The sequence below is a fragment of the Tepidanaerobacter sp. EBM-38 genome, assembly GCA_001896545.1.
Lineage (GTDB): Bacteria > Bacillota > Thermosediminibacteria > Thermosediminibacterales > Tepidanaerobacteraceae > Tepidanaerobacter.
The window spans coordinates 15845-37337 of sequence record MPOT01000099.1; the positions used below are offsets into that span (position 1 = coordinate 15845).

Consider the following 21493-nt stretch of genomic DNA (forward strand, 5'->3'; position numbering starts at 1 on the left):
GATTATATCATATCTGGCTATAGAAGCTTCACCTAATATTTAATAATTTTGCAAATAAACGCTGACTAAGCCCATATTGCTCTCTTACTTCTTTAATTTCATCTTGGGAAAGTATTTCATATTTTTTTCTATATATATAATAAGTTCGCTGAATATTTTCCTCGTCTAATTCCTCATCAAATAGTTCTTCTTTACAAAAAGAGCATATCCTTATATGAGATTCCGATTTTATTTCTTCACCCCGAATAATAGAAACTTCCTCTTTAGTTATGATCTTTGTATCTTGTTCCTTGCCACACACATAGCAAAACTTTTTCACGCTACCCGCCTCCTATTTTTCGGTGACTTTACCTCAATCTTATGATAATATTGTATTGATTACAATGCTAAATTTTCTCGGAGGTGTCGTGGGTTTGAGCGGCAGTAATGTACTTGAAAAAGAATATCGTATTCATTATTATGAGGTAGATGCTAAGGGAAGGGTTTTAATTGCTAGTTTGATGAGGTACTTTGATGATATTGCAACACAGCAAAGTCGGGAGCTGGGCGTCGGCATAAACTATCTTAAAGAGCATAATGTAGCCTGGATGTTATATCAATGGGACATTAAAATAAACAAATACCCAAGATATGGTGAAACCATTAAGATTAGAACCGCCCCCTATTCTTTTAGAAAATTTTACGCCTATCGCTGGTTTGATGTTTTAAATAAAGATGGGGAAAGACTGGTAACGGCTAATTCTGTCTGGCTTTTTGTGGATACAGACAAAAGGCGTCCGCTTAAAATTCCTGATGTGATGTATGAAGCTTATCAGGTAACTTCCGATGAGCCTCTTGAAATCGGAGAAATAAAAGAGCTTTCCTCCTGTGATATAGAAAAAAAATTTCAAGTAAGATACAGCGATATAGACACCAACAGCCATGTAAATAATGTAGTATATGTCACATGGGCTTTAGAGGCTTTGCCTTATGATATAATTTTAAATTATGAACTTAGAAATTTAAAGGTTACATATAAGCAGGAAACAACTTATGGCATGATTATAAGGTCTCAGGCGCAGGTTATAAAAAGTGATGATGAAGTTATAACAAGACACAGCATATTAAGCGAGGAAGGCAAAAAGCTTTGCCTCTTAGAGGGCAGATGGATTAAGCATAGTTAAAAGGTTTATAATTTATAGTAATACAAATATGGAAGGAATATGAAAGATGGACTTTACACCAATTAGAGTGCAAAAAGTATATGAAGATATAATAGAGCAATTTAAAAATATGATATACAGCGGACAGCTACAAAAAGGAGACAAGCTCCCACCGGAAAGGGAACTTTGTCAGATGCTGGACGTCAGCAGGGCATCCATGCGCGAGGCTTTAAGGGCAATGGAGGTAATGGGCATAGTTGACAGTAGGCCCGGTGAAGGTACATATATTGTAGATGAGATTACTTCCTCCATGTTCAAGCCGCTCTCACTTATTATAGCCTTGGAAAAAAACCAGGCCGACTTTATTGAGTTAAGAAAAATATTGGAAAGTGCCTGTGCAAAAAGGGCAGCCGAAATGCGCTCAGATGAAGACCTTGAAAAAATGCAGTCACAAATAAAGATTATGATGGAAAGTGATGACGAGGGCAGACGGGCCGAAGCAGATAAAAAGCTGCACCGGATTATAAGCGAAGCCACCGGCAACAAACTGCTTATAGACATGGTTGAGGTAATAGCCGACGGCATAGATGCATATATAAAGGATGCACGAAAAAGACTTATGCAGGACCCCCGCAATGTGGATGCACTGCTTCAGCAGCATATCGCCATATGTAACCACATAAAAAACAAAGATGGTCAAGCTGCCGCCCGAGAAATGGAGATGCATATAGATTTTGTCGAAGAAAAGCTAAAGAGATTGTGAAAGATTTATCAAAATATTTTTTATTTTCCTCTTGCGGTCTGACCAGTATAATAGTATAATATAATTAAATAGTAAGAAATGTTTATATAGGCTAAAATATTTTGACAGGAGGTTTTAAAAATGTGGGAGCCCTTGACATCTCCTTTTTCAAGTCTTTTTCTTTCCAGCCTTATAGCTTTTCTTCCGCTTTTATTTTTACTGTTGGGTCTTGGATGGTTAAAACTCCCTTCTTATAAGGTGTGTTTTACTTCACTTGTCCTAACTGCAATCATCGCACTTACCGCATGGCAAATGCCGGGTATCTTTGTGCTGCAGTCTGTAGTTGAAGGAATTCTTACCGGCTTTTGGCCAATACTATGGGTTATCATCGCAGCTATGTATACATACAATGTCACCGTAGAAACCGGCGGTATGGACACTATTAAAGCAACCCTTGCTAAAATATCCCCCGACAGGAGAATCCAAGCCCTGGTACTCGCTTTCTCGTTTGGAGGTTTTCTTGAAGCTGCCGCAGGTTTTGGCACGGCAGTTGCAATACCTGCAAGTCTTTTGGCAGGTATAGGATTTGACCCGATTTTTGCAGCAATAATTTGCCTTGTTGCAAATACGGTGCCGGTAGCCTTTGGCGGTGTAGGCATACCGGTTATAACTCTTGCTCAGGTGGCAGAACTTAACCTTGCAGCTGTTACAGCAAGCGTTGCATATCAACTTATTATTTTCATTATCATACTTCCATTCGCACTTGTCCTCTTACTTACAAAATCTTTTAAAAGTTTAAAAGACGTATTTGGTGCATGCTTAGTAAGCGGTGTACTCTTTGCCCTGTTTCAAACCATAACTGCCGTATATATCGGCCCTGAAGTAGCAGCCATCATAGGCTCACTTGCATCATTGGTGGGTACAATAATATATGTCAGAATATTTCCACTTAATAATATATGGCTTTTCCCCGGTGAAAGCCAGGCAACAAACCAAGCAAATATTTCAATTGACGCAGATAAAAGTGTAGGCCTTGCCGCTGCATGGATGCCTTATATCGTCCTTTTTATACTGATTATGAGTATAAACCTTATACCATCACTGAAATTTTTGGGAAAGGCACCCTTTGCATCCAGCATGCAGCTTTACTTTGGACCAGGCGGCAAGCCTGCTACCTTCCAGTGGCTTACAACACCGGGTACTCTAATGTTAATATCTGCCGTTATAGGGGGCCTGGTGCAAAAGGCAAGCCTTGAGCAGCTATTTGCCATATTTTTGCGCACTATTAAACAGCTTTTACCGACTATCGGCACCGTACTTTCTATAGTATCCATGGCTAAGATAATGGGATACAGCGGTATGATTTCAAGTATTGCAATAGCACTTGCAAATGCCGCAGGACCCATATATCCCTTTGTTGCACCACTGATAGGGGCACTTGGCACATTTGTAACAGGCAGTGACACCTCATCTAATATACTCTTTGGGGCACTGCAAAAGCAGGTTGCGCTGCAGATAGGCAAAGACCCGATTTGGATTGCGGCAGCAAATGCCACAGGAGCCTCTGCCGGTAAGATGATATCCCCTCAGAGCATAGCTATAGCAGCTTCAGCCACAGGTCTTGAAAAGCACGAGGGGCAGATACTAAATTCTACTCTTTTGTATTGCTTGATATATGCACTTTTACTAGGTGCAGAAGTTTTAATAGTAAGCTTGTAGAAAGTTTATGTGTCAAAAAAATAAAATTGGGAGGAGAAACCGTATGAGAATAATCATACCAATCAAACAGGTTCCTGAAACCAGCAATGTTAAAATGGATCCCGAAACCGGTACAATGGTTAGGGAGGGTGTGGAAAGCATAATAAATCCTTTAGACCTTTATTCTATTGAAACAGGTATAAGGCTAAAGGAAAAATACGGCGGTGAGATTATTGTAGTTTCCATGGGACCTCAGAAAGCCGAGGAAGCTTTGAAAGAGGCTATCGCCATGGGCTGTGACGATGCTGTACTGCTAACGGATAAGTTCTTTGCAGGATCAGATACATTTGCAACCTCTTACACAATTTCTAAGGCAATAGAAAAATTAAAACCCTTTGATTTGATTTTATGCGGTGAAAGGGCAACAGACGGCGACACTGCTCAAGTAGGACCCGGTATTGCTTCTCTTTTAGGTTTGCCTCTTTCAACATTTACCAGCAAAGTAGAGATAGAAGATGGCCATATAAAAGCCACCAGGCTTATAGAAGGCGGCTATGAAGTGCTAAATCTGCCGATGCCCGCTTTGGTAACTGTAGTCAAGGAAATCGCAGACCCAAGGCTTCCTACGCTTACAGGGAAACTTAAAGCTAAAAAGCTCAAAATAAAGCAGTGGACAGCAAATGATATTGAAGCAGACCCTGAAAATTTAGGCCTTAAAGGTTCACCTACAAGGGTAGTCAAAACATTTAGCCCGAAGGTAGCACGTGAAGGTAAAGTTATAGAAGTAAAAGATGAAAAGAGCCTCAATCAGGCTATGGATGAAATAATAGAACTTCTCAAAGAGAAGGCAATAATATAAGGGAGGGAATGGACTTGAAGGAAATATGGATATATGCCGAGGCAAGAGGCGGGCGGGTAAATGAAGTTGCCCACGAGCTTCTTACAAGAGCTCTGGGCTTAAAGGAAAAGCTGGATAACTCAATAGTATCTGCTGTCTTAATCGGGCACAAGATACCAGATGAGGATAAACAGGAGCTAATCCAAAGAGGGGCAGATAAGGTATACTATGTAGATAGTCCCAAGCTTAAAGATTTTTTAGTGGAACCTTATTCGAAAGTGCTCACCCAGCTTGTAAAAGAATACACACCTGAAATCATCATCGCGCCTGCTACAACTCAAGGACGTACACTCATGCCCTATACCGCTGTAAGGTTAAGAACAGGACTTACTGCTGATTGCACCGGCCTTGATATCGATGAAGAAGGCAATTTACTACAGACAAGGCCTGCCATAGGAGGCAATATTATGGCAACTATAAAGACGGCTACACGGCCTCAGATGGCGACAGTAAGACCTCATTCTACCAGACCTGCGCCTATTATGGATGGGCAAAGGCAGGGTGAAATAGTAAATGTAGATATACAGCTTACACAAGAGGACCTTCCAACCGCAAGACTAGACTTTATAAAAGATGAGACACAAGGCGGCACTATACAAGACGCTGATGTTGTCGTATCCGGAGGCAGGGGCATAGGCAAGGCAGAAAACTTTAAGATAGTCTACAAGCTGGCAGAACTTTTAGGTGGAGCGGTAGGAGGCTCTAGGGATGTTGTAGACAGAGGATGGATAGGGTATCCCCACCAAGTAGGTTTAAGCGGTAAGACAGTAAATCCAAAACTTTATATAGCTCTTGGTATATCCGGGGCAATACAGCATTTGGCAGGCATGCAGACATCCGACACAATAATAGCTGTCAACAAAGATCCGGATGCCCAGATATTCAGAGTGTCTGATTTAGGTATTGTAGCAGATGTAACCGAATTAGTGCCCGCACTTATAGAAAGGCTGGAGGTGGCAAAGAATGAAATATAATAGTGTAACTCCACAGATTGTGGATGAGCTAAAACAGATAGCAGGCGAAAGAAATGTCATATATGATGATGCAGAAGCAATGGAAGCATACTCTCATGATGAAGTAGCAGAAAAACATTATGCACACATGCCTGATGTAGTAGTAAAACCAACTTCTACTGAGCAGATTTCAAAGATAGTAAAGCTTGCAAATAAATATAAGATACCCGTGACACCAAGAGGAGCAGGCAGCGGACTTTCCGGCGGCGCTGTTCCCGTCTATGGAGGCATAGTCCTATCTGTAGAAAAAATGAACAGAATTTTGGAAATCGACACCCAAAACCTGATGGCTGTCGTTGAACCCGGTGTTGTTACAAATGAAATAAACAATGTTGTAAAGGAATACGGTCTCTACTATGCAGGCTACCCCATGAGCGTAGAAACATGCTATGTGGGCGGAAACGTGGCTGAAAACGCCGGTGGCGGCAAAGCCATAAAGTATGGTGTTACGGCAAGATATATCATGGGACTTGAAATGGTAACACCGGAAGGAGATATCATAAACTTAGGCGGCAAGAGAGTAAAGGATGTTACAGGCTACAACCTGCTGCATCTAATGGTTGGCTCAGAGGGCACCTTGGGTATATTTACCAAGATAATAGTAAAACTTCAGCCGATGCCCGTTGCAACAGCAGACCTTTTAGTGCTGTTTAACAGCGTAAAGGAAGCAATCGACATAGTTCCCATAATAATGACAAATGGTAAAATAATACCTACTTCCATAGAGTTTATGGATGAACTGTCATTTAAGACATCATGCGAATACTTAAACGAAAAACTCCCTTATCAGAGTGCAAAAGCCATGCTCCTCATCGAGCTGGATGGCGATAACATGGATATAATCGAATCACAGTATGAAACCATTGGGGAGCTTTGCATGCAAAACGGAGCTATAGAAGTCTATGTAGCCGACAACGCCACAACCATTGAAAGAGTATGGAGGATAAGGCGAAACATTGCCGAAGCGTGGAAACTTGTAAGCCCCCATCAAAGCCTTGAAGACATTGTCGTGCCAATATCTGAGATACCAACATTTATGGATAGGCTGGCAGAACTTCAGGCAAAATACAATGTATCTATTCCATGCTACGGCCACGCAGGCGACGGGAACCTGCACGTAACACCTGTCAAAGACCCAGAGTGGTCACTGGATAAATGGTATGACACCTTAAATAAACTCTTACCGGAAATGTATAAGATTGTAGGAGAGCTCGGAGGCACTATAAGCGGTGAACACGGCATAGGTCATAAGAGAAAAGCCTACATGCCTCTTGTGCTAAAGGATACGGAAATCGAACTGATGAAGCGCATAAAGAAAGCCTTCGATCCCAACATGATACTAAATCCTGGTAAATTATTTGATATAGAATAAGGGCTCTGACACACTAAAGGCAGGAGATTTTATTCTCCTGCCTAAATTATTTAATCTAGATTAAATTTAACTATCAAGGTTGGATCCAGCACTCTGAAAGTGAAAGATTCCTTGATGAACAGTTTCACTTTATCGGCTGTATGGCATTTATATCCTATTGCAAAGTCTTGTCCAATTGTAAGTTCTAAATCATCATGGTCATGAGGCAGCAAGTATGCGCCGTCAATGACATGGTTGAATATTATCTTGCCACCGATTAAATCCTCTATTTTTTCATCAAGGGGATATGCTCCCTCTGCCGACAAGATTCTTGTATATGCCTTGTCATTTACCACAAGATCAAAGGGGCCTTCCTGGTACGATTTTCTAAGGGTAATGATGCCTTCAGATAGTGCCTTAATTATAGCTGTCTGGTCTTTTCCTAAAAGTATCGTTTCATGTTCTACAGAATTTTTTATGCCGGGGATTAGGGCTTTTTCTAAACCGTTAAATACAGCATTTTCTTCAAATAGTGCGATGCTTTCTGCTGCCTTCTCCAGCGGCTCATAATCAACATCTGCCGCTCCGCGTTCCACATTATCTAGCTCGCACCTGTCCATTTCAAATTCAACTTTGACTTCTGTCAAAGGCTGAACCTTATAGGTTCCGTAGGAAACTCCTCCACCCTCAACAATATCCGCTAATCTTCCCTCTGAAATTACATTAAAGTCCAAACCGTAAGGACCATTTACCTTAAAAACCTTTCTTGCGGACAAATATGATTTTAAAACCTCTTTTGCCCTTTCGTCTATTTCTTCCCACGCCTTTTTACTTATAGGTGCCTGTTCCCTGTTAAACATATACTCATACCCCCTCTTATTTTAAATCTCCGATATTTAAGCTAGGCCCTGCTTCTTCTTCATCAGCCGCTTGGCCTTCAAGTTCTGTAATAGAGCCTGTGGTAAATAAATAATCCTTGAGTTCTCCATCCCAATTATCCATATTTCTTCTGAGCCATTCGAGCAGCATAGCTGCATGTTCGATTTCCTCGTCCCTATTATGTGCCATTATAGCCTTTAACTCTGCGTCATCCGATGCATCAACTCTCTGATTATACCAATCTATGGCTTCTATTTCTTCTTTTAAACTGTTTAACGCTCTTGAGATATTAAGGGTATGACTGCTTAACTTGTCCACAGATTCATGATACTGAGTCATTAAACATACCTCCCTAAGTAATTTTTAAATAAATACTAGGGCGTATATTGCGACAAATTTGTTAAGTATCTAAGTATTTTCCCTGCTGTATCAACACTTTTATTATATCATCCAAAAAATATACGGTCAATGTCACACAAATATTTGGATCGCGTCAAGTAATTTTAGGTTTTTTAGAAAAACTATATCTATCATACCTGCCTATAAGAACGGGAGAAAAAATTAAATTAAACTTTTTGATTATTGTAAAAAGCTCGCCACTAGGGCGAGTTTAAAAGTATCGGTTTCTAGAAAGAAGTAGACTTCTCTTTTCGCTATTGCTTACTGATTTAACTTCAAATCTACAACTATATCTTCTAAGAATACCTCTTTTGGCAATGTTCCTTTCTTCTTTAAGTAGTCTAATACTTCTTTTTCATCACTTTCAAGAATCGAGGGGCCAATTATGCGGTTTCCATCTTCGCTCAGTACTTCAAATTCTACCTTGGGAGTTATAATGAGCTTAGTAGCGTCTTTATCTATTTTTTCATAGGTAGACGAGAACTTCATAAGATTCTTAGTCCCACTGCCGCCATTGCCTTCACCGGAATATACATTGCCTAAATCGTCTTTGACTTCTACTAGGGATGTATAGGTGCCAAAGTATCCTTTTATCGCCTCTTCAGAAACCTGCTGACTGTAATGTATGATAGTAGACATAGGGGTAAAGGTTATTTTATCAATCTTTACAGTTACTCCATCCTTTGTTACACCTTTATTAGCCACCAAGATATCTGTATCCGTCTTTTTAATGTTAAACTTAAAAGCCCAATTGCCCTTTATGTCTAAATCTTTGTGATTGGTTATACTATCGAATTTTAATCTGACATCAAGTTCATCGAAAACCTTATCCATAGTCATTCTCATAAAACCGATATAAGTATTTTCATTTACCTTATAGATGCCGCTACTTCCTGTCATTCCTCCAAAATATCCCTTAATATCAAGGTCATCCCTAATATATATGTCATCACCTAAATCCTTTTCACTTTCTAATGTGTATGTCACCATCACTGTTGTGCCGTCATATATGGCATCGTTTAATGTAATTTTGATGCCTTTATCTTCTTTTGCCATATCTAACGACTTGGAAAAATCCTTGTATTCTGCATAGTTTCCATGGGCATATTCACTTAAATAGGCAAATATGTTTCCGATGATGGGAATCTCCTTGGCTTGGGTTGGAAAAGCCATGCCAAAAGCCGTTGTTCCAATTATTAAAGCTGCTGCCGCTGCTGCTATATGTTTTTTTAGTCGTGCTCTCTTTGTTTTCGCTCTCTTGCCATATCCTTCCTCAATAGCGCATCTGATAGTATCATCAAGTCTGGATGGCACCTTGATTTTATCTAAATCCTTATAATTCATTTATATTCCCCCTCCATATACGCTCTGACTTTCTTTATTGTCCTTGAAATCTTGCTGCTTACCGTTCCCATGGGTGAATGGACTGTTTTTGCAATATCCTTTATACTCATATCCTCCATATATCGCATTGCAATCAATTCCTTTTCATCGTCCTTTAAATTATCAAGCGCCCTATGTAAATCTATGTTCTCTTCTATATCCCCATCATTATGGGCTAATATGCCTTCAAATTCAGTTGTGTCCTGGGATATGGTATTTTTACTTTTTCTCAGATTGTCCTTGCAGGTGTTTATAGTTATGCGGGTAATCCATGTATTAAAATAATGTGGTTCTCTTAAGCTATCAATGGATTGTATGGCTTTCACGATAGAATCGTGGACACAGTCTAAAGCATCATCTTCATTTTTCATATACATGAAAGCCGTTCTATACAGCCGGTCTTTTATAGGTTCTAACAGTTTATAGAAACTTTCTGCATCTTTGTTTTTGGCTCGTTTAAAACTTATTTCATCGATCATTTCTCTACTCCTTTCTATCGGTAAAAATCTATTTTACCAATCACCATTCTCGCTCCCTTCTATCTTTTTTGAAGCCGCTTCATATATTAGACGAACGAAATGGCAAAAACACTGCATGGAAAATAAGCAAAATAAGAAAGCAAGTAGAAACCCATTTTATTTCAAACCGCCTTTTATCCGAACCTTCGATAACTTTTTCTAAATCATGTATCGTCACATTTTCAAAGTTTTTTGAGTGCTTCCTCAAGCCTTCCAAAAACAAATCAATATCTACTCATCCGCCTTCATCTAAGACCAAGCCGTAATCTTGTGGAGCATGTCTTAAGGCATGAGCTATGGTCTTTACTTAAAGAGGTGTATTTTTTATCTAACATATTGCTCACTCCCAAACTTCTATATAATTAGGATACCAGATTTAAGACATTATTTCTTCTCTACCAGGTAAAGATGGCATACGCAAAAAGTAACTATTTAAAGAGTTTTATAGAATTAATATCATAGGAAAGAGGATTCCTGTCATCTAAGCAGATCGAATTTATCCTTCGGCTGGATCAAGGCAGTGCCTCTGTCATTCCGAGTGATGCGTAGCAGAACAAAGAATCTTTAAGGCTATTTCAACGAAAGATCCTTCGCTACCGCTCAGGATGACAGCTTAATACCGCCTCGTGGTGGCGTATGTTGTATAGCGTGCTTACTGATTAATATGTTATATAATAATCAAATTTCCACTAATCATATTGAGAAAAATTATAAGAATAATCATTGACTCTGAATTCTTCAATAACAAAAAAGCCAAAAAGTCTAGGTTAATATTAAGACTTTTTGGCTTAGTTAAAATTCATATGTTTACAAGTTAAATAAACAATTGAGTGCCTAGCCCTTAATCTTGCTCTGCTTGCTCCATTAACTCCATTAACTGTTGTATATATTCTTCTTGGCTAATGGTATTGCTTAAATCAGGAAGCTTAAGGTCGGCTCCGTAATCATACAATTGATAGTCGCCTTTCATCTTTAATTCAAGACTTATCGGCATTTCCAGAATTTCCGATAATTCTTCAGTTTCATCTACTTCTTCCATTGCTGCTATTATCTCTATCAATGGTTTAAGGTCTATTTGCATATTTAAATCGAAATTCATGTAATCGGGTAATAAGGTTTCTTTATTAATTAAGGTATTGATATAGTATTCGGTATTGATATTATTAAGAATAATCTCGAATACCTTTTTAAACATTTTATTAAAATCTTCAGCTTCCTGTGCATCCGTATCCGATTGTGCACCGGCGGCTTCTATAAATGCTGTTATATCAAAATTGTTCAGAGTTTCTTCTATTAAACTCTTAAAGCTATCAGCATCAATATAATTTTTAATGGTGTAATATTTTTTACCATCTTTTTCTACATCTTCACCGAATACATTAATAACACCGGCCTTATTCATCATTTCCATAGATTGTTGAGGGGTAATTTGCATTAACTCATTAATATCAGGCATCCCCTCTACCTCAGCCAAATCCTGAACTATCCACTGGTCAAACCCGGGGTTCTTCTGATAAATAGCATTGTCCAGCCAAACAATCTCTGTAACCATCTCTTCACCAAGGCCTTCTGCTTCCAATTCTTCTGGACTAAGCCCCAACTCCTCCAGCTCATCCATAGGCATGTTCATGGTTTGCTTTATATACATGGCCATTGGTTCGTATTGAAAAATTCCTTCAATTGTAGCTTCCATTTTTGGCATATTCGGAATTTCAATTAAATCCTTAACTCCTTCAAGGCAAAACTCAAGCTGATAGCTGCCTTTCATCTTGTAAGTATTAGCCTCTTTAAGGCTTTCAGAATACTTTATAACTAGCTCGTCTGCTGTAAAATCTCCTGCTTTTTCCCTCCAAGATACGATTACCTGATTATTGTCATTATCCCAAGATACCACTCCACCTTGACTTTCAAATAATTTTCGAATTGGAACGATTGGATCGTTTCCTACTTCTAAACCTGGGATTTTATTAAGAGCTGCAGCAGGTACGTAAGTAACGCCATCCTTTAAAGTAATATCTGCCTGATATTCTTTGCCGTTAAAAATCAACTTGACCTGTTCTCCGGCAAAAGCCGTAGGTGCTACTAAAAGCATGATAAGTAAAGCAATAAAAAACTTATTTCCTATCTTCCTAGATAACATTAATTTTCCCTCCAGATTTTTTAGTTAAACAATACATCTTTAATATATTCTACTAGATAGATATTAAATCCTTTTTGGTTTTAAAATATTTTGTAATAACTTCTGTTAAACTTGAATGTATTATCGACTATATGAGAGCCCTCGTTTTTTATTGCACGTGGAGAGGTTAATATCGTGTGCTAAAATTAATTAATATATTTTTTGACATCTTCCAAGTTCTCATATTCAAAGATGTCATCTATTATAATCTCTAGAGTCACTAAGTCTAACTTTGATATTTTAGATTTGATTTCTCCTGGTAAAGGTCCTAACTTTTTGGTTAAGAGTTTTATTGCGGTACTTAGTCTTTCCTCTCTTTTTCCTTTTTCTAGTCCCTTTTCTAGCCCTTCTTTCAAGCCTTCTTTCAAGCCTTCTTCTTTGAGCTTTTCAGCTAAAGTCATCATAATATCACTCCCTTCCGGATAGGTATTTTCTATTTGCACGGCTAAGGTTTGCACATCTTTTGGGCTAATGTCGCCTCTTACGTTAAATATATATCTTACCATTGTCTCAAAGTATTCCATGCCCGTCTGCTTATTGGATAGTTCTGAAAGGTATTTTGCTGCCATAAGGAATGAGTTCATTATTCTTAAAGTATCCCCTGTTTGGATATCTCGCATGATAGTAAGAGCTGCCTTATCTAGTGCCTCGCCTTTTATCTGTTCATCCGTAAATTGTGAGATGTTATAGAGAATGTACTCATAGTCAGGTATGTATCTTTTTGCATCTGCCGGAAGCTCCTCATACCCTCTTATCATCTCTTTAAGAGCGGTGCTTATCTTCCATCTTTCTGTTCCGTGGTATATTACAAGCGGTATTATTACGGGAAGTTTATTTAACTCTTCTTTTTTAATCTTTGTTTCCCAGATTTCTATCATGTACTTTAAAAGCTGAAAGGCTATGTATCTTGCGGGATAGCTTTTATGTTCAAAGAGAAAATAAATATAGCCTTCATGATTATTTATATTCACCTTAAAGAGTAGATCTGAGAAACTTTCTACAAGCTCTTTGTTTATGAAACTGTCCTTTTAAGGCTCTATCGTATCAATGTCTGTAATATTTAATATGTTTTGAGGCAAGTAGTTGCTAAAAAAATCCCTTGCTACTTCTACCTTGCCAAATGTTTCCTTGAAGAATTTATCGTGGGGATTTTGTATTCCCATTTCATCACCTACCTAAGCTAATAGTACAATAGAAGGGGAAGATTTGCAAGATAAAGCTGTGGGGCTTTTTCTTTCTTGTAAAAGAGCGTTAATTCAAAGAATATCTGTTTTCACCGCTTTTACACCTTGACGCACGTATCTGAATAGACTATATAAAACATCTTCTTTTAAGGAGTGAGATATTTAATGATACAAAATCAACCACGTGCAACTATTAAAACCCACCGTATAAAAAAAGAAAGATTAGATGTGGAATATCCGGTAGTCGAAGGATTGGCCGATAAAAACGTGGAACAGTATATCAATTCGGTTTTAATGGGTATTGTAAATACTCTGATAGAGAAAACCGGTTATTATGAAAACCCCGCAACTGATGTTACGGGAAGATATCATATAAGAACAAATGAGAATGGCTTTTTAAGCATTTCCATCGAAATGTATTGGTTTGCGGGTGGTGCTCATGGTATGACGGTCTTAAAATCAGTTACTTTCAATTTAGGCACTGGAAACATATATCGTCTGGAAGATCTTTTTAAGGAAAATGTGAATTATGTAAAGCCCTTGTCCAATATAATAAAACGTCAGATAAAGGAAAAAAACATACCTATTATAGCTGATTTTACAGAGATAAAGCCCGACCAGGATTATTATATAGAAAACAGAACTCTTATGATATATTTCCAGTTATATGAGCTCGCACCTTATGTTTATGGTTTCGTAACTTTTCCCATACCTACCCGAGAAATCCAGGATATCATTAGAGCAAATGGACTCCTTGGTTAGGCCCTGCAAAGTGGTAAAGCAATTTGAAACACAAAGTAAAAATATTAAAAAACTGCCGCCAATATCCTTGAAGAAGCAGATGCCATTGCAGTCTTTCTATCGTGGCAGGATTTACATAATGGCTGCAAGTTGCCGGCATCGTAGAACAGCTCTTCAGGACTTGTATTCAAGAATGCTGCGTTTCCCTGGAGTCGATAAAATAACGATAGATAATAGGAAAGACACCTCGCAAGTATCTCTACCTGTGAGGTGTCTGTGTTTTTTAACTTAAACTCGCTTGTTGCCGTGTCCGTCCGTTTTCGACAAAATTCGGGCGGTGCCATCGGGCGGTGCCAGGCACCTTCCTTTATTTGCGTATAAGCTCGGCTTCGGTTTTACCAAATCTGATGGTGGATTCTTGTGGTATGAATAATCCATAATTCTCGTTTCTTCCTTGTAAGATGTATTTTGCATCAGGGTCACCTATAGAATCAGCTGCTTTCTTAGCAAGTATAGTGATTTTATCTGATAATTTTCTTACCCTATTTATTATGAGCACTAATTGGGTTTCCTCAAAGTCCGTTGCCATATTATAGTCACCTTGACTGTCACCTGCAACAAATATTGGTCCGTAACCATATTTTGATACTAAAATCCGTTTAATAGCTTCAGTTTTCCCTTCCTGCTGAGTTTGAGGATAATCTTTTTTATACTCATTTTTATATTTACCTTCGATGTCTTTTTCTAGTCTCATACCTATGACATGTTCAGATGGTACATTATATCCATATTTAGGAAGACCAGCAAAAACTTTCACCACATCCTCCAAGGATGCTGAACATATATACACATCGATTCCATTAGCTCTTAAAACATTCATTAAGTTTGACATTTCCGGAGCAATTCGAAGACCCCTTTTATACTCTCCTGTTACGACACCAGCCTTCCCGGGAAGCTTTGAAGAACTTGTAAGGGTGTAATATTCTAATTTTTCTCCTAAAGCTATATCATTTGATTCTTCAGTTATTGCCTGGGCTTCTTCTGTTGTCATACCAGTAAAAAGGTAAAGAACCCATGGGTAACTAACATTTGCACTGAAGGTACCTCCAATTGCTTCATATAAATAAGCAAGTTTGCCTTGGAAATCCTTGAATTCTTCTGTTTTCTGTATTTCTGCAAGCTTTTCTGCATTTTTATCCTTAAGCGAAATATAATTATCATATAGGAACTTGTACCTTTCATCTAAGTCTGCACCTATTTTTTCTATATTGACCGGTTTCCCTTCTAAATTATTATATTCTGGGCTGAAGTCATCGCTGGGTATATCATGACGTATAGCTGCAGCAAATTCACTTGGGGTCATTTTAAAAAGCAGATTTTTGATTTGGTACCTAAATAATTCTTCCTGGGTATCATTAAAAATACACGTTTGATCCCAGTCAAATACTGCATAAGGTTTATTCTTCGGATCATAGTTTGGACTCTTTATACCGTTTTCGTCAATCATTTTTTGCAGTCTTTTCAATGTAGCTGGTGCCCATTTACCGGTATCTAACAAAGGTATCGTTTTTGACACTTCTTGAGCCGTGGGGGTAACAAATATCGTAAATGTATCCTGATCCCAATCAACCTTATATCCCATATTTTCACTAAAATAGCGGGCAGGTAGATAAGCTCTCCCTTCATAAAGGATAGGTGCTATCTTAATGCCTTTTTGACCGTTGATTACAAGCTGCATTTCTTGAATTGTTCCCTGTATTGCTTTTGGTGCAATATCGGCAAAAGACATACTGGGAATAAGAATGGCAATTATTGCTAAGAAAACTGTCATGATTATTATTCGCTTTTTCAATTTCATTCCATTTACACTTCCTTTCATTAAATAAAAAAATGACTTTCAATAAGTATATTATTTAAGCTTTACCCCCCTTCAGTAAAATGTATTAATTTGTTTTATTTATCGACTCTCAATATAATCTTTATACAAGTTCCAGTCATAAAGTTTTGATTTACCAGCAAAATTCAGGTAATTTATATGATTAATAATCAACTTATAAGGATAAGTTGAAAATCTAAACTATGGTCTGTAGCTAAAGAAGTAAACAGCTATATATTAAATTACGCTGTAAATTTATAATTAAAAAATACGATTCAAAAAAATAAGATGCCTTTAAAAGGATAAATTATATCCTTTATAAAGCATCTTTGCTCATTCCGTTATACCTCAGCGTATAACGATTTATTTAATAGTAACAATATTCTGCTGTTCTGTCAACTGAAAAATTTTATTCATCGTTTTTCATATACTCTAAAACAATCTTATAATATGTCCACAAATATTATGGAGTGTAATATTATGGATTGTAAAATTGTATTCTGCCTATTTTATAGAGAGTATTGCTAAAATGCTCAAACTCACTATTTGCCGTGTCCGTCCGTTTTCGACAAAATTCGGGTGGTGCCAGGCACCTTTATTTGTCATAAAACTTTTTGGCGGTTTCGGCCATCTTTTTCAGTGATTCCTTTACTTTGTTGTGAAACTCTTCAGCCTGCATGCCTGTCATTATTTCTATGACATCATCGATGGTTTCGGCCGTATAAATATGAAACTTATCTTCTTGGGCGGCTGCAATAACTTCAGGCTTTAGCATGAGGTTTGTGATATTTTGGCAAGGAATGACCACACCTTGAGTTCCGGTAAAGCCTTTCAGTTTGCACGCATGGTAAAAGCCTTCTATCTTATAGGTGGTACCACCTACCGGCTGGATTTTCCCATGCTGGTCCAGTGAACCGGTGACCGCTATATCCTGGCGCACCGGCACAGATGCAATAGCCGACAACAGTGCCATAAGCTCGGCGCAGCTTGCACTGTCTCCTTCTATGCCGCCGTAATTTTGTTCAAATGTTAAGCTCGCCGATATACTTAAAGGAATACTGCGGGCATATTTTTCTCCCAGATAACCTGTAAGAATCATAACTGCCTTATTGTGAATTCGACCGCTCATTTTAGCCTCACGTTCGATGTTGACCACACCGGCATTGCCCAAGTAAACTCTAGCCGTAATGCGTGAAGGCTGACCAAAAATATAGTCGACGGTGTCAATTACCGAAAGGCCGTTGATTTGTCCGGTAGCAAAGCCTTCCGTATCCACTAGAATCTCTTCTTTTTCAATCATCGACAGCAGCCGCTCTTCTATGCGATTTGATCGGTAAATCTTTTCCGATATAGCCTTTTCTACATGTTCTTTTGTAACAAGACTGCTGCCGTCAAGCTCCGCCCATGTGCTTGACTCATAAAGCACTTCAAGAATTTCATTAAATCGTGTGGAAAGTTTCGTTTTATCCTCCGCAAGGCGTGAACTGTAGTCGATTATCTCGGCAACCCCGTTTGTGTCAAAATGCAGAAGGTCGCGAGTTTTTACAATTTCGGAAATGAGTTCCGCATATTTTTTTATATTCTGCGGGTTTCTCTCCATCTCTACATCAAAATCAACCTTTACCTTGAAAAGTTTTTTAAAGTCTTCGTCATATACATTCAAAAGACTGTAAATATAGGGGTTGCCTATGAGGATAATTTTTACATCTATCGGAATCGCCTCGGGCTTCAATGTTACGGTAGGAAAGAGGAGGTATTCCTGCCCTATATTTTCAATCTGCGACTCGCCGTTGTTCAGTGTCCTTTTAAGGGCATCCCATGCAAACGGCTCTTTAAAAAGGTCTGCAGCTTGAATTATGAGGTAGCCGCCGTTTGCTTTATGAATTGCACCGCTTTTTATAAGCATAAAATCCGTAACAACGGTTCCAAGGCGGGCTCTCCCTTCTATCTTACCAAAGAGATTATAATATGTAGGATTTGTTTCAAATATTACCGGTGCATGTGCCGTAGCTTTATTGTCCACAAAGAGATTTATGCGGTACCGCAAAAAAAATTCAGATGCCCCTGTCGCACCGTATAATGGGACGATTTCATCGCCGTCTTGCTTTTCTTTTCTATCCTCTTTTACAATCATCAGGTTAGCTATAAGGTCGTTTTTTACTGCTTTAAGGTAATCGATGATTTTAGCGTTGTCTTTGTACGCTGCATTCATTTCTTCAAAAAGCGGGTTTATGGCGGCAAGTGCTGTGTCTTTTTCCAGTTCATCCATTTCTCTCCTGGCTGATTTATCAAGTGCCCGCATTTTTCGTATGGCTTCATCGATTTTATTTTGCAGATTTCGGCCTTTTTCCTCAAGCTCTTTTTTCTGTTCACTTGTAAGCGTTTCGTATTCTTCTTGGCTCATGGGTTTTGGATTTGAATCGGAAAGCGACAGCGGTATTGCTATAATACCTTGAACGGTTTTCTGAAGTGCAAACCCTTCGGCTTTAGCAATTTCGTCTAAATTTGCAATTATTTCCATGGATTGTTTTTGATAGCGTTCAATAATCTCCTGCCGCTGTTCTTCAAAGCTGTCATCGCTAAATGCTCTTGATATTTCAGAACGAATATCATAAATAAGTTTTTCCATATCCTTTGCAAATTCAGAGCCTTTTCCCGCCGGAAGGTTTATGGCAATAGGCCTTTCCGGCTTTAAAAAGTTATACACATAGATGATATCATCGGGTATCGGCCTGCCCTGAGCAGCTTTGGCAACCGCCGCTCTGGCATAGCTTGTTTTTCCAGTGCCTGTAAGCCCTGTCATGAAAATGTTATATCCTTTAAGGTCTATCTTTAGCCCAAACTCCATAGCCCGCACGGCCCGCTCTTGGCCGATGATGTCCGCAGGTGGAGTTAGGTCTTTTGTTGATTTAAAAGAAAGAACCGATTTATCACAGGTTTCTCTCAGTTGGTCGTGTGTAAGCCTTTTAAGCATGTATGCACCTTCTTATCTTTTTTTTGCTCGGCGGAAAAAGTTTACCACATCTTTTCTTATTTTGCGGTAAGCCGGAATTACACGCACCCATAGGTAGTAGAAAAACGGAGAAAGCGGCATATCGAATTCCCCGATAAATTCGGTAAATTCGCCATTAAATCCCTTTTTAAATCTATACAACCCATACAAAGGGTTGTCTGGTGAAAGGTCTCCGGATACCCCCCGAAAATCATACATGGTGCAGTTGTTTTGTTTTGCCCACTCAATCATTGCCCATTGAAGGGCATAGTTAGGCATGACATTGCGGTCTTCATTAGATGATGCTCCATATATGTACCATGCCTTGTCACCGAAAATAAAGGCCAGTGTCCCGGCTATATACCTTCCCTCATACTCTGCCATAAATAGCCGTGCAAGCCCATTTTCCACCAGCTCATCCCATAGTGTTTCAAAATAGTCAAAACTTCTTACAAGAAACTCATCGCGAATACAGGTTTCCTCCAGGATATCATAAAACGGCTTTAAATCCTCTCTCCGACCTACCTTGACCGTGACACCTTTGCGCTTTGCCAATCGAATATTATAGCGGGTTTTATGGTGAAAGTCTGCAGCAATTTCCTCCAACGGCTTGCTTATATCCAAGCGAAAAACGAATTTTGGCTGAACGCCATCGAAATCCTTGCCTGAATCAATAAGGTTAAAGCCCAATGAGCGAAGGTTTTTTACAACTTCATCGTTTGGTGCTTTTATATCCGGGTCTATCTTTAATAAAATAGCCCCATGCTGTTTTGCCATAGATTTTATTTTTGCAAAGAGAAATCTAAGCGTATCTTTATCAGTATAATCGGCTACAGGTCCTCTGGGAGCATAAAAAATACATTTGTTAAAACCCGGAATGGGCAGTTTCCTCTTTAATATAGAAATTCCGGCTTTAGGTTTGCCCTCATCCATGACAAGCAGCCTGATAGGTTCCCATCCGGTGTGCCGCTTTACTTCGCCCCATTCATAGGACTGAAGCACATGCCCTTTAGGCCCCCAAGCCATAAAATCGTTAAAAAATTTCTTCTCATCTTGGTTTATGATTTTTATTTCCATTATATGAATAACCTCCGCCAAATGTTTTACTCCAATCTTTATTATATATTATACATGATTTATTCGACGATTAAATAAAGTATTACAAAAAAGGACCGGTAAATTTTGCTTACCAGCCCTTTTAGAAGGCTTAGATTTTTATTACATTCATGATTTTATCAAGTTTGTCCGCATCTTCTCTGAGTCTTAGCACCGAGGAAGCAATTTCATCCAGCAGCTTCTGCTGTTTTTCTATTGAATCAATTATGGTTTGCGCCTGATTGGTACCGTCTAGGCTGATATCAGTCATCTTTTTAAAGGACTCGCTGGTGCTTTCGGTGCTGGCCGCCATCTGCTCAGTTGCTGCGGAAATCTCCTGCATCTGTTCTGCCACTTTTCCAACGGCAACCAAGATTTGCTCAAAGGTTTCGGCGGCGGATTTCACTGCTTTAATACCGTTTTCTACATTGGCCGAACCTTGGTCTTTTGCCTTAACAGCTTTATCCACTTCATTTAGAACAGTGCCGATGAGCTGCCCTATCTGTTTTGCAGCATCGCCTGACTGCTCGGCAAGTTTCCTTATTTCATCTGCCACAACGGCAAATCCCCGACCCTGCTCGCCTGCTCTGGCGGCTTCAATAGCGGCATTTAATGCCAAAAGGTTGGTCTGGTCGGCTATGCCGGTAATGGTTTCTACAATCTGACCGATAGTTTCGGAGCTTTCTCCCAAAGACTTTATGACCGAGGCAGTATAATTACTTGATTCTTTGATTTTGCCCATCTGTAAAGTTACCTGATCCATGGCAGTGCGGCCGGATTCGGCAAGTTGGGATGCATCGGCAGCCGTTGCGGCTGCTTCAGACGAACTTACGGCAATCTGTTCGACCCCCGCGGTCATTTGCGACAGCATATCCGACATGCCGTCTATTAAGTTTTTCATTTCTTTAAGTCTGTCGGTAATATGGTTCAAGGCATTCTTTATGGATGTTTCAATATTTGAAGACATTTCCTTGCTTTGATGAGTTATCTTTCCAATAGAAGCAGCTGATGCCAGCATATCTGCTGTGGTATCCTTGGCATTTTTCAAAATTTTTCTTACCTTGTCCAAAGAATCATTATACACATCAGCCAGTGCACCTATATCATCCCCGATGAGCCTTTTAGCCTTAACAGTAAAGTCACCCTTTGCTATGGCGCTTAAGCTCTGCTCTATAGCTTCCAACGGGCGTGAGGCCCCTTTTGTCACTAAAAAAGATATAATACCGGAAACTACAACTGCTGCGGCTGCTGCCAGCAGGTTATTTGTACTTGTAAAGTCTTCCCCATGAAAATAGTATATATATCCACCTAAGGAAAAGGCTACCAGCAGCATTGTAATTAAAACTACTCTTAGTCGAATCCCCTTCACGACTCTTCCTCCTTTTCAGAAAAGTAATATATAT

Annotated in this window: 19 protein-coding genes and 1 pseudogene; 7 read left to right on the top strand and 13 right to left on the bottom strand. The window is 39.0% G+C overall.

The genetic code is table 11. The features are described 5' to 3' along the window. Positions 1-28 precede the first annotated feature (28 nt). On the bottom strand, positions 29-319 hold the full coding sequence (locus BUC45_RS10680; protein WP_296972257.1) for a type II TA system antitoxin MqsA family protein: 291 nt from the start codon (positions 317-319) through the stop codon (positions 29-31). A 94-nt stretch (positions 320-413) separates the two neighbouring features. Here BUC45_RS10680 and BUC45_RS10685 point away from each other — a divergent pair, with 94 nt between their 5' ends. The 6 genes from BUC45_RS10685 (at position 414) to BUC45_RS10710 (ending at position 6865) form a co-directional block, all read left to right on the top strand. After that, positions 414-1163 (top strand): acyl-ACP thioesterase domain-containing protein, encoded by a 750-nt coding sequence (locus BUC45_RS10685; RefSeq protein WP_366750192.1) that lies wholly within the window; start codon positions 414-416, stop codon positions 1161-1163. Between the two features lie 46 nt (positions 1164-1209). Then, complete coding sequence (locus BUC45_RS10690; RefSeq protein WP_296972258.1) at positions 1210-1905, top strand: FadR/GntR family transcriptional regulator; 696 nt, start codon at positions 1210-1212, stop codon at positions 1903-1905. A gap of 120 nt (positions 1906-2025) precedes the next feature. Continuing rightward, entirely contained in the window at positions 2026-3603 is a 1578-nt protein-coding gene (locus BUC45_RS10695; RefSeq protein WP_296972260.1) for an L-lactate permease, read from the top strand. Between the two features lie 43 nt (positions 3604-3646). Further along, on the top strand, positions 3647-4441 hold the full coding sequence (locus BUC45_RS10700) for an electron transfer flavoprotein subunit beta/FixA family protein (RefSeq protein ID WP_296972262.1): 795 nt from the start codon (positions 3647-3649) through the stop codon (positions 4439-4441). A 14-nt stretch (positions 4442-4455) separates the two neighbouring features. Further along, positions 4456-5454 (top strand): electron transfer flavoprotein subunit alpha/FixB family protein, encoded by a 999-nt coding sequence (locus BUC45_RS10705; protein WP_366750194.1) that lies wholly within the window; start codon positions 4456-4458, stop codon positions 5452-5454. Further along, complete coding sequence (locus BUC45_RS10710) at positions 5444-6865, top strand: FAD-linked oxidase C-terminal domain-containing protein (RefSeq protein WP_296972266.1); 1422 nt, start codon at positions 5444-5446, stop codon at positions 6863-6865. Before BUC45_RS10705 ends, BUC45_RS10710 begins: the two co-directional genes overlap by 11 nt. Before the next feature lie 50 nt (positions 6866-6915). Here BUC45_RS10710 and BUC45_RS10715 read toward each other — a convergent pair whose 3' ends face one another. The 7 genes and pseudogenes from BUC45_RS10715 to BUC45_RS10745 form a co-directional block, all read right to left on the bottom strand. Then, the gene (locus BUC45_RS10715) at positions 6916-7704 is read right to left on the bottom strand and encodes a family 1 encapsulin nanocompartment shell protein (protein ID WP_296972267.1); all 789 of its coding nucleotides are present in this window, start codon (positions 7702-7704) and stop codon (positions 6916-6918) included. A gap of 16 nt (positions 7705-7720) precedes the next feature. Next, positions 7721-8062, bottom strand: a complete 342-nt coding sequence (locus tag BUC45_RS10720) for a ferritin-like domain-containing protein (RefSeq protein WP_296972269.1) — start codon at positions 8060-8062, stop codon at positions 7721-7723. Between the two features lie 321 nt (positions 8063-8383). Further along, positions 8384-9466, bottom strand: coding sequence for a DUF4179 domain-containing protein (locus BUC45_RS10725; RefSeq protein WP_296972271.1), 1083 nt, complete (start codon positions 9464-9466; stop codon positions 8384-8386). After that, on the bottom strand, positions 9463-9984 hold the full coding sequence (locus BUC45_RS10730) for a sigma-70 family RNA polymerase sigma factor (protein ID WP_296972274.1): 522 nt from the start codon (positions 9982-9984) through the stop codon (positions 9463-9465). Before BUC45_RS10730 ends, BUC45_RS10725 begins: the two co-directional genes overlap by 4 nt. Positions 9985-10864: 880 nt before the next feature. Next, positions 10865-12163 (bottom strand): DUF6612 family protein, encoded by a 1299-nt coding sequence (locus tag BUC45_RS10735; RefSeq protein ID WP_296972276.1) that lies wholly within the window; start codon positions 12161-12163, stop codon positions 10865-10867. Between the two features lie 185 nt (positions 12164-12348). Continuing rightward, entirely contained in the window at positions 12349-12786 is a 438-nt protein-coding gene (locus BUC45_RS12075; RefSeq protein WP_366750203.1) for a DUF4351 domain-containing protein, read from the bottom strand. Continuing rightward, positions 12766-13365: pseudogene (locus tag BUC45_RS10745) on the bottom strand (Rpn family recombination-promoting nuclease/putative transposase); the annotation flags it as partial. The gene BUC45_RS12075 and the pseudogene BUC45_RS10745, both read right to left, overlap by 21 nt. Before the next feature lie 186 nt (positions 13366-13551). Between BUC45_RS10745 and BUC45_RS10750 the strand changes: the two are divergent. Next, positions 13552-14148, top strand: a complete 597-nt coding sequence (locus tag BUC45_RS10750; protein WP_296972278.1) for a DUF3298 and DUF4163 domain-containing protein — start codon at positions 13552-13554, stop codon at positions 14146-14148. A 44-nt stretch (positions 14149-14192) separates the two neighbouring features. Here BUC45_RS10750 and BUC45_RS10755 read toward each other — a convergent pair whose 3' ends face one another. The 5 genes from BUC45_RS10755 to BUC45_RS10775 form a co-directional block, all read right to left on the bottom strand. Further along, positions 14193-14318 carry an HNH endonuclease signature motif containing protein gene (locus BUC45_RS10755; protein ID WP_296972281.1) on the bottom strand — a complete coding sequence of 42 codons (126 nt, stop codon included), beginning with the start codon at positions 14316-14318 and terminating at the stop codon, positions 14193-14195. Between the two features lie 176 nt (positions 14319-14494). Continuing rightward, entirely contained in the window at positions 14495-15985 is a 1491-nt protein-coding gene (locus BUC45_RS10760; RefSeq protein WP_296972282.1) for a haloacid dehalogenase-like hydrolase, read from the bottom strand. A gap of 613 nt (positions 15986-16598) precedes the next feature. Then, positions 16599-18977 (bottom strand): Lon protease family protein, encoded by a 2379-nt coding sequence (locus tag BUC45_RS10765; protein ID WP_296972284.1) that lies wholly within the window; start codon positions 18975-18977, stop codon positions 16599-16601. Between the two features lie 12 nt (positions 18978-18989). After that, positions 18990-20093 (bottom strand): peptidoglycan bridge formation glycyltransferase FemA/FemB family protein, encoded by a 1104-nt coding sequence (locus tag BUC45_RS10770; protein WP_276791662.1) that lies wholly within the window; start codon positions 20091-20093, stop codon positions 18990-18992. 109 nt (positions 20094-20202) lie between these two features. Further along, positions 20203-21459, bottom strand: coding sequence for a methyl-accepting chemotaxis protein (locus BUC45_RS10775; RefSeq protein WP_276791665.1), 1257 nt, complete (start codon positions 21457-21459; stop codon positions 20203-20205). Positions 21460-21493 lie beyond the last annotated feature (34 nt).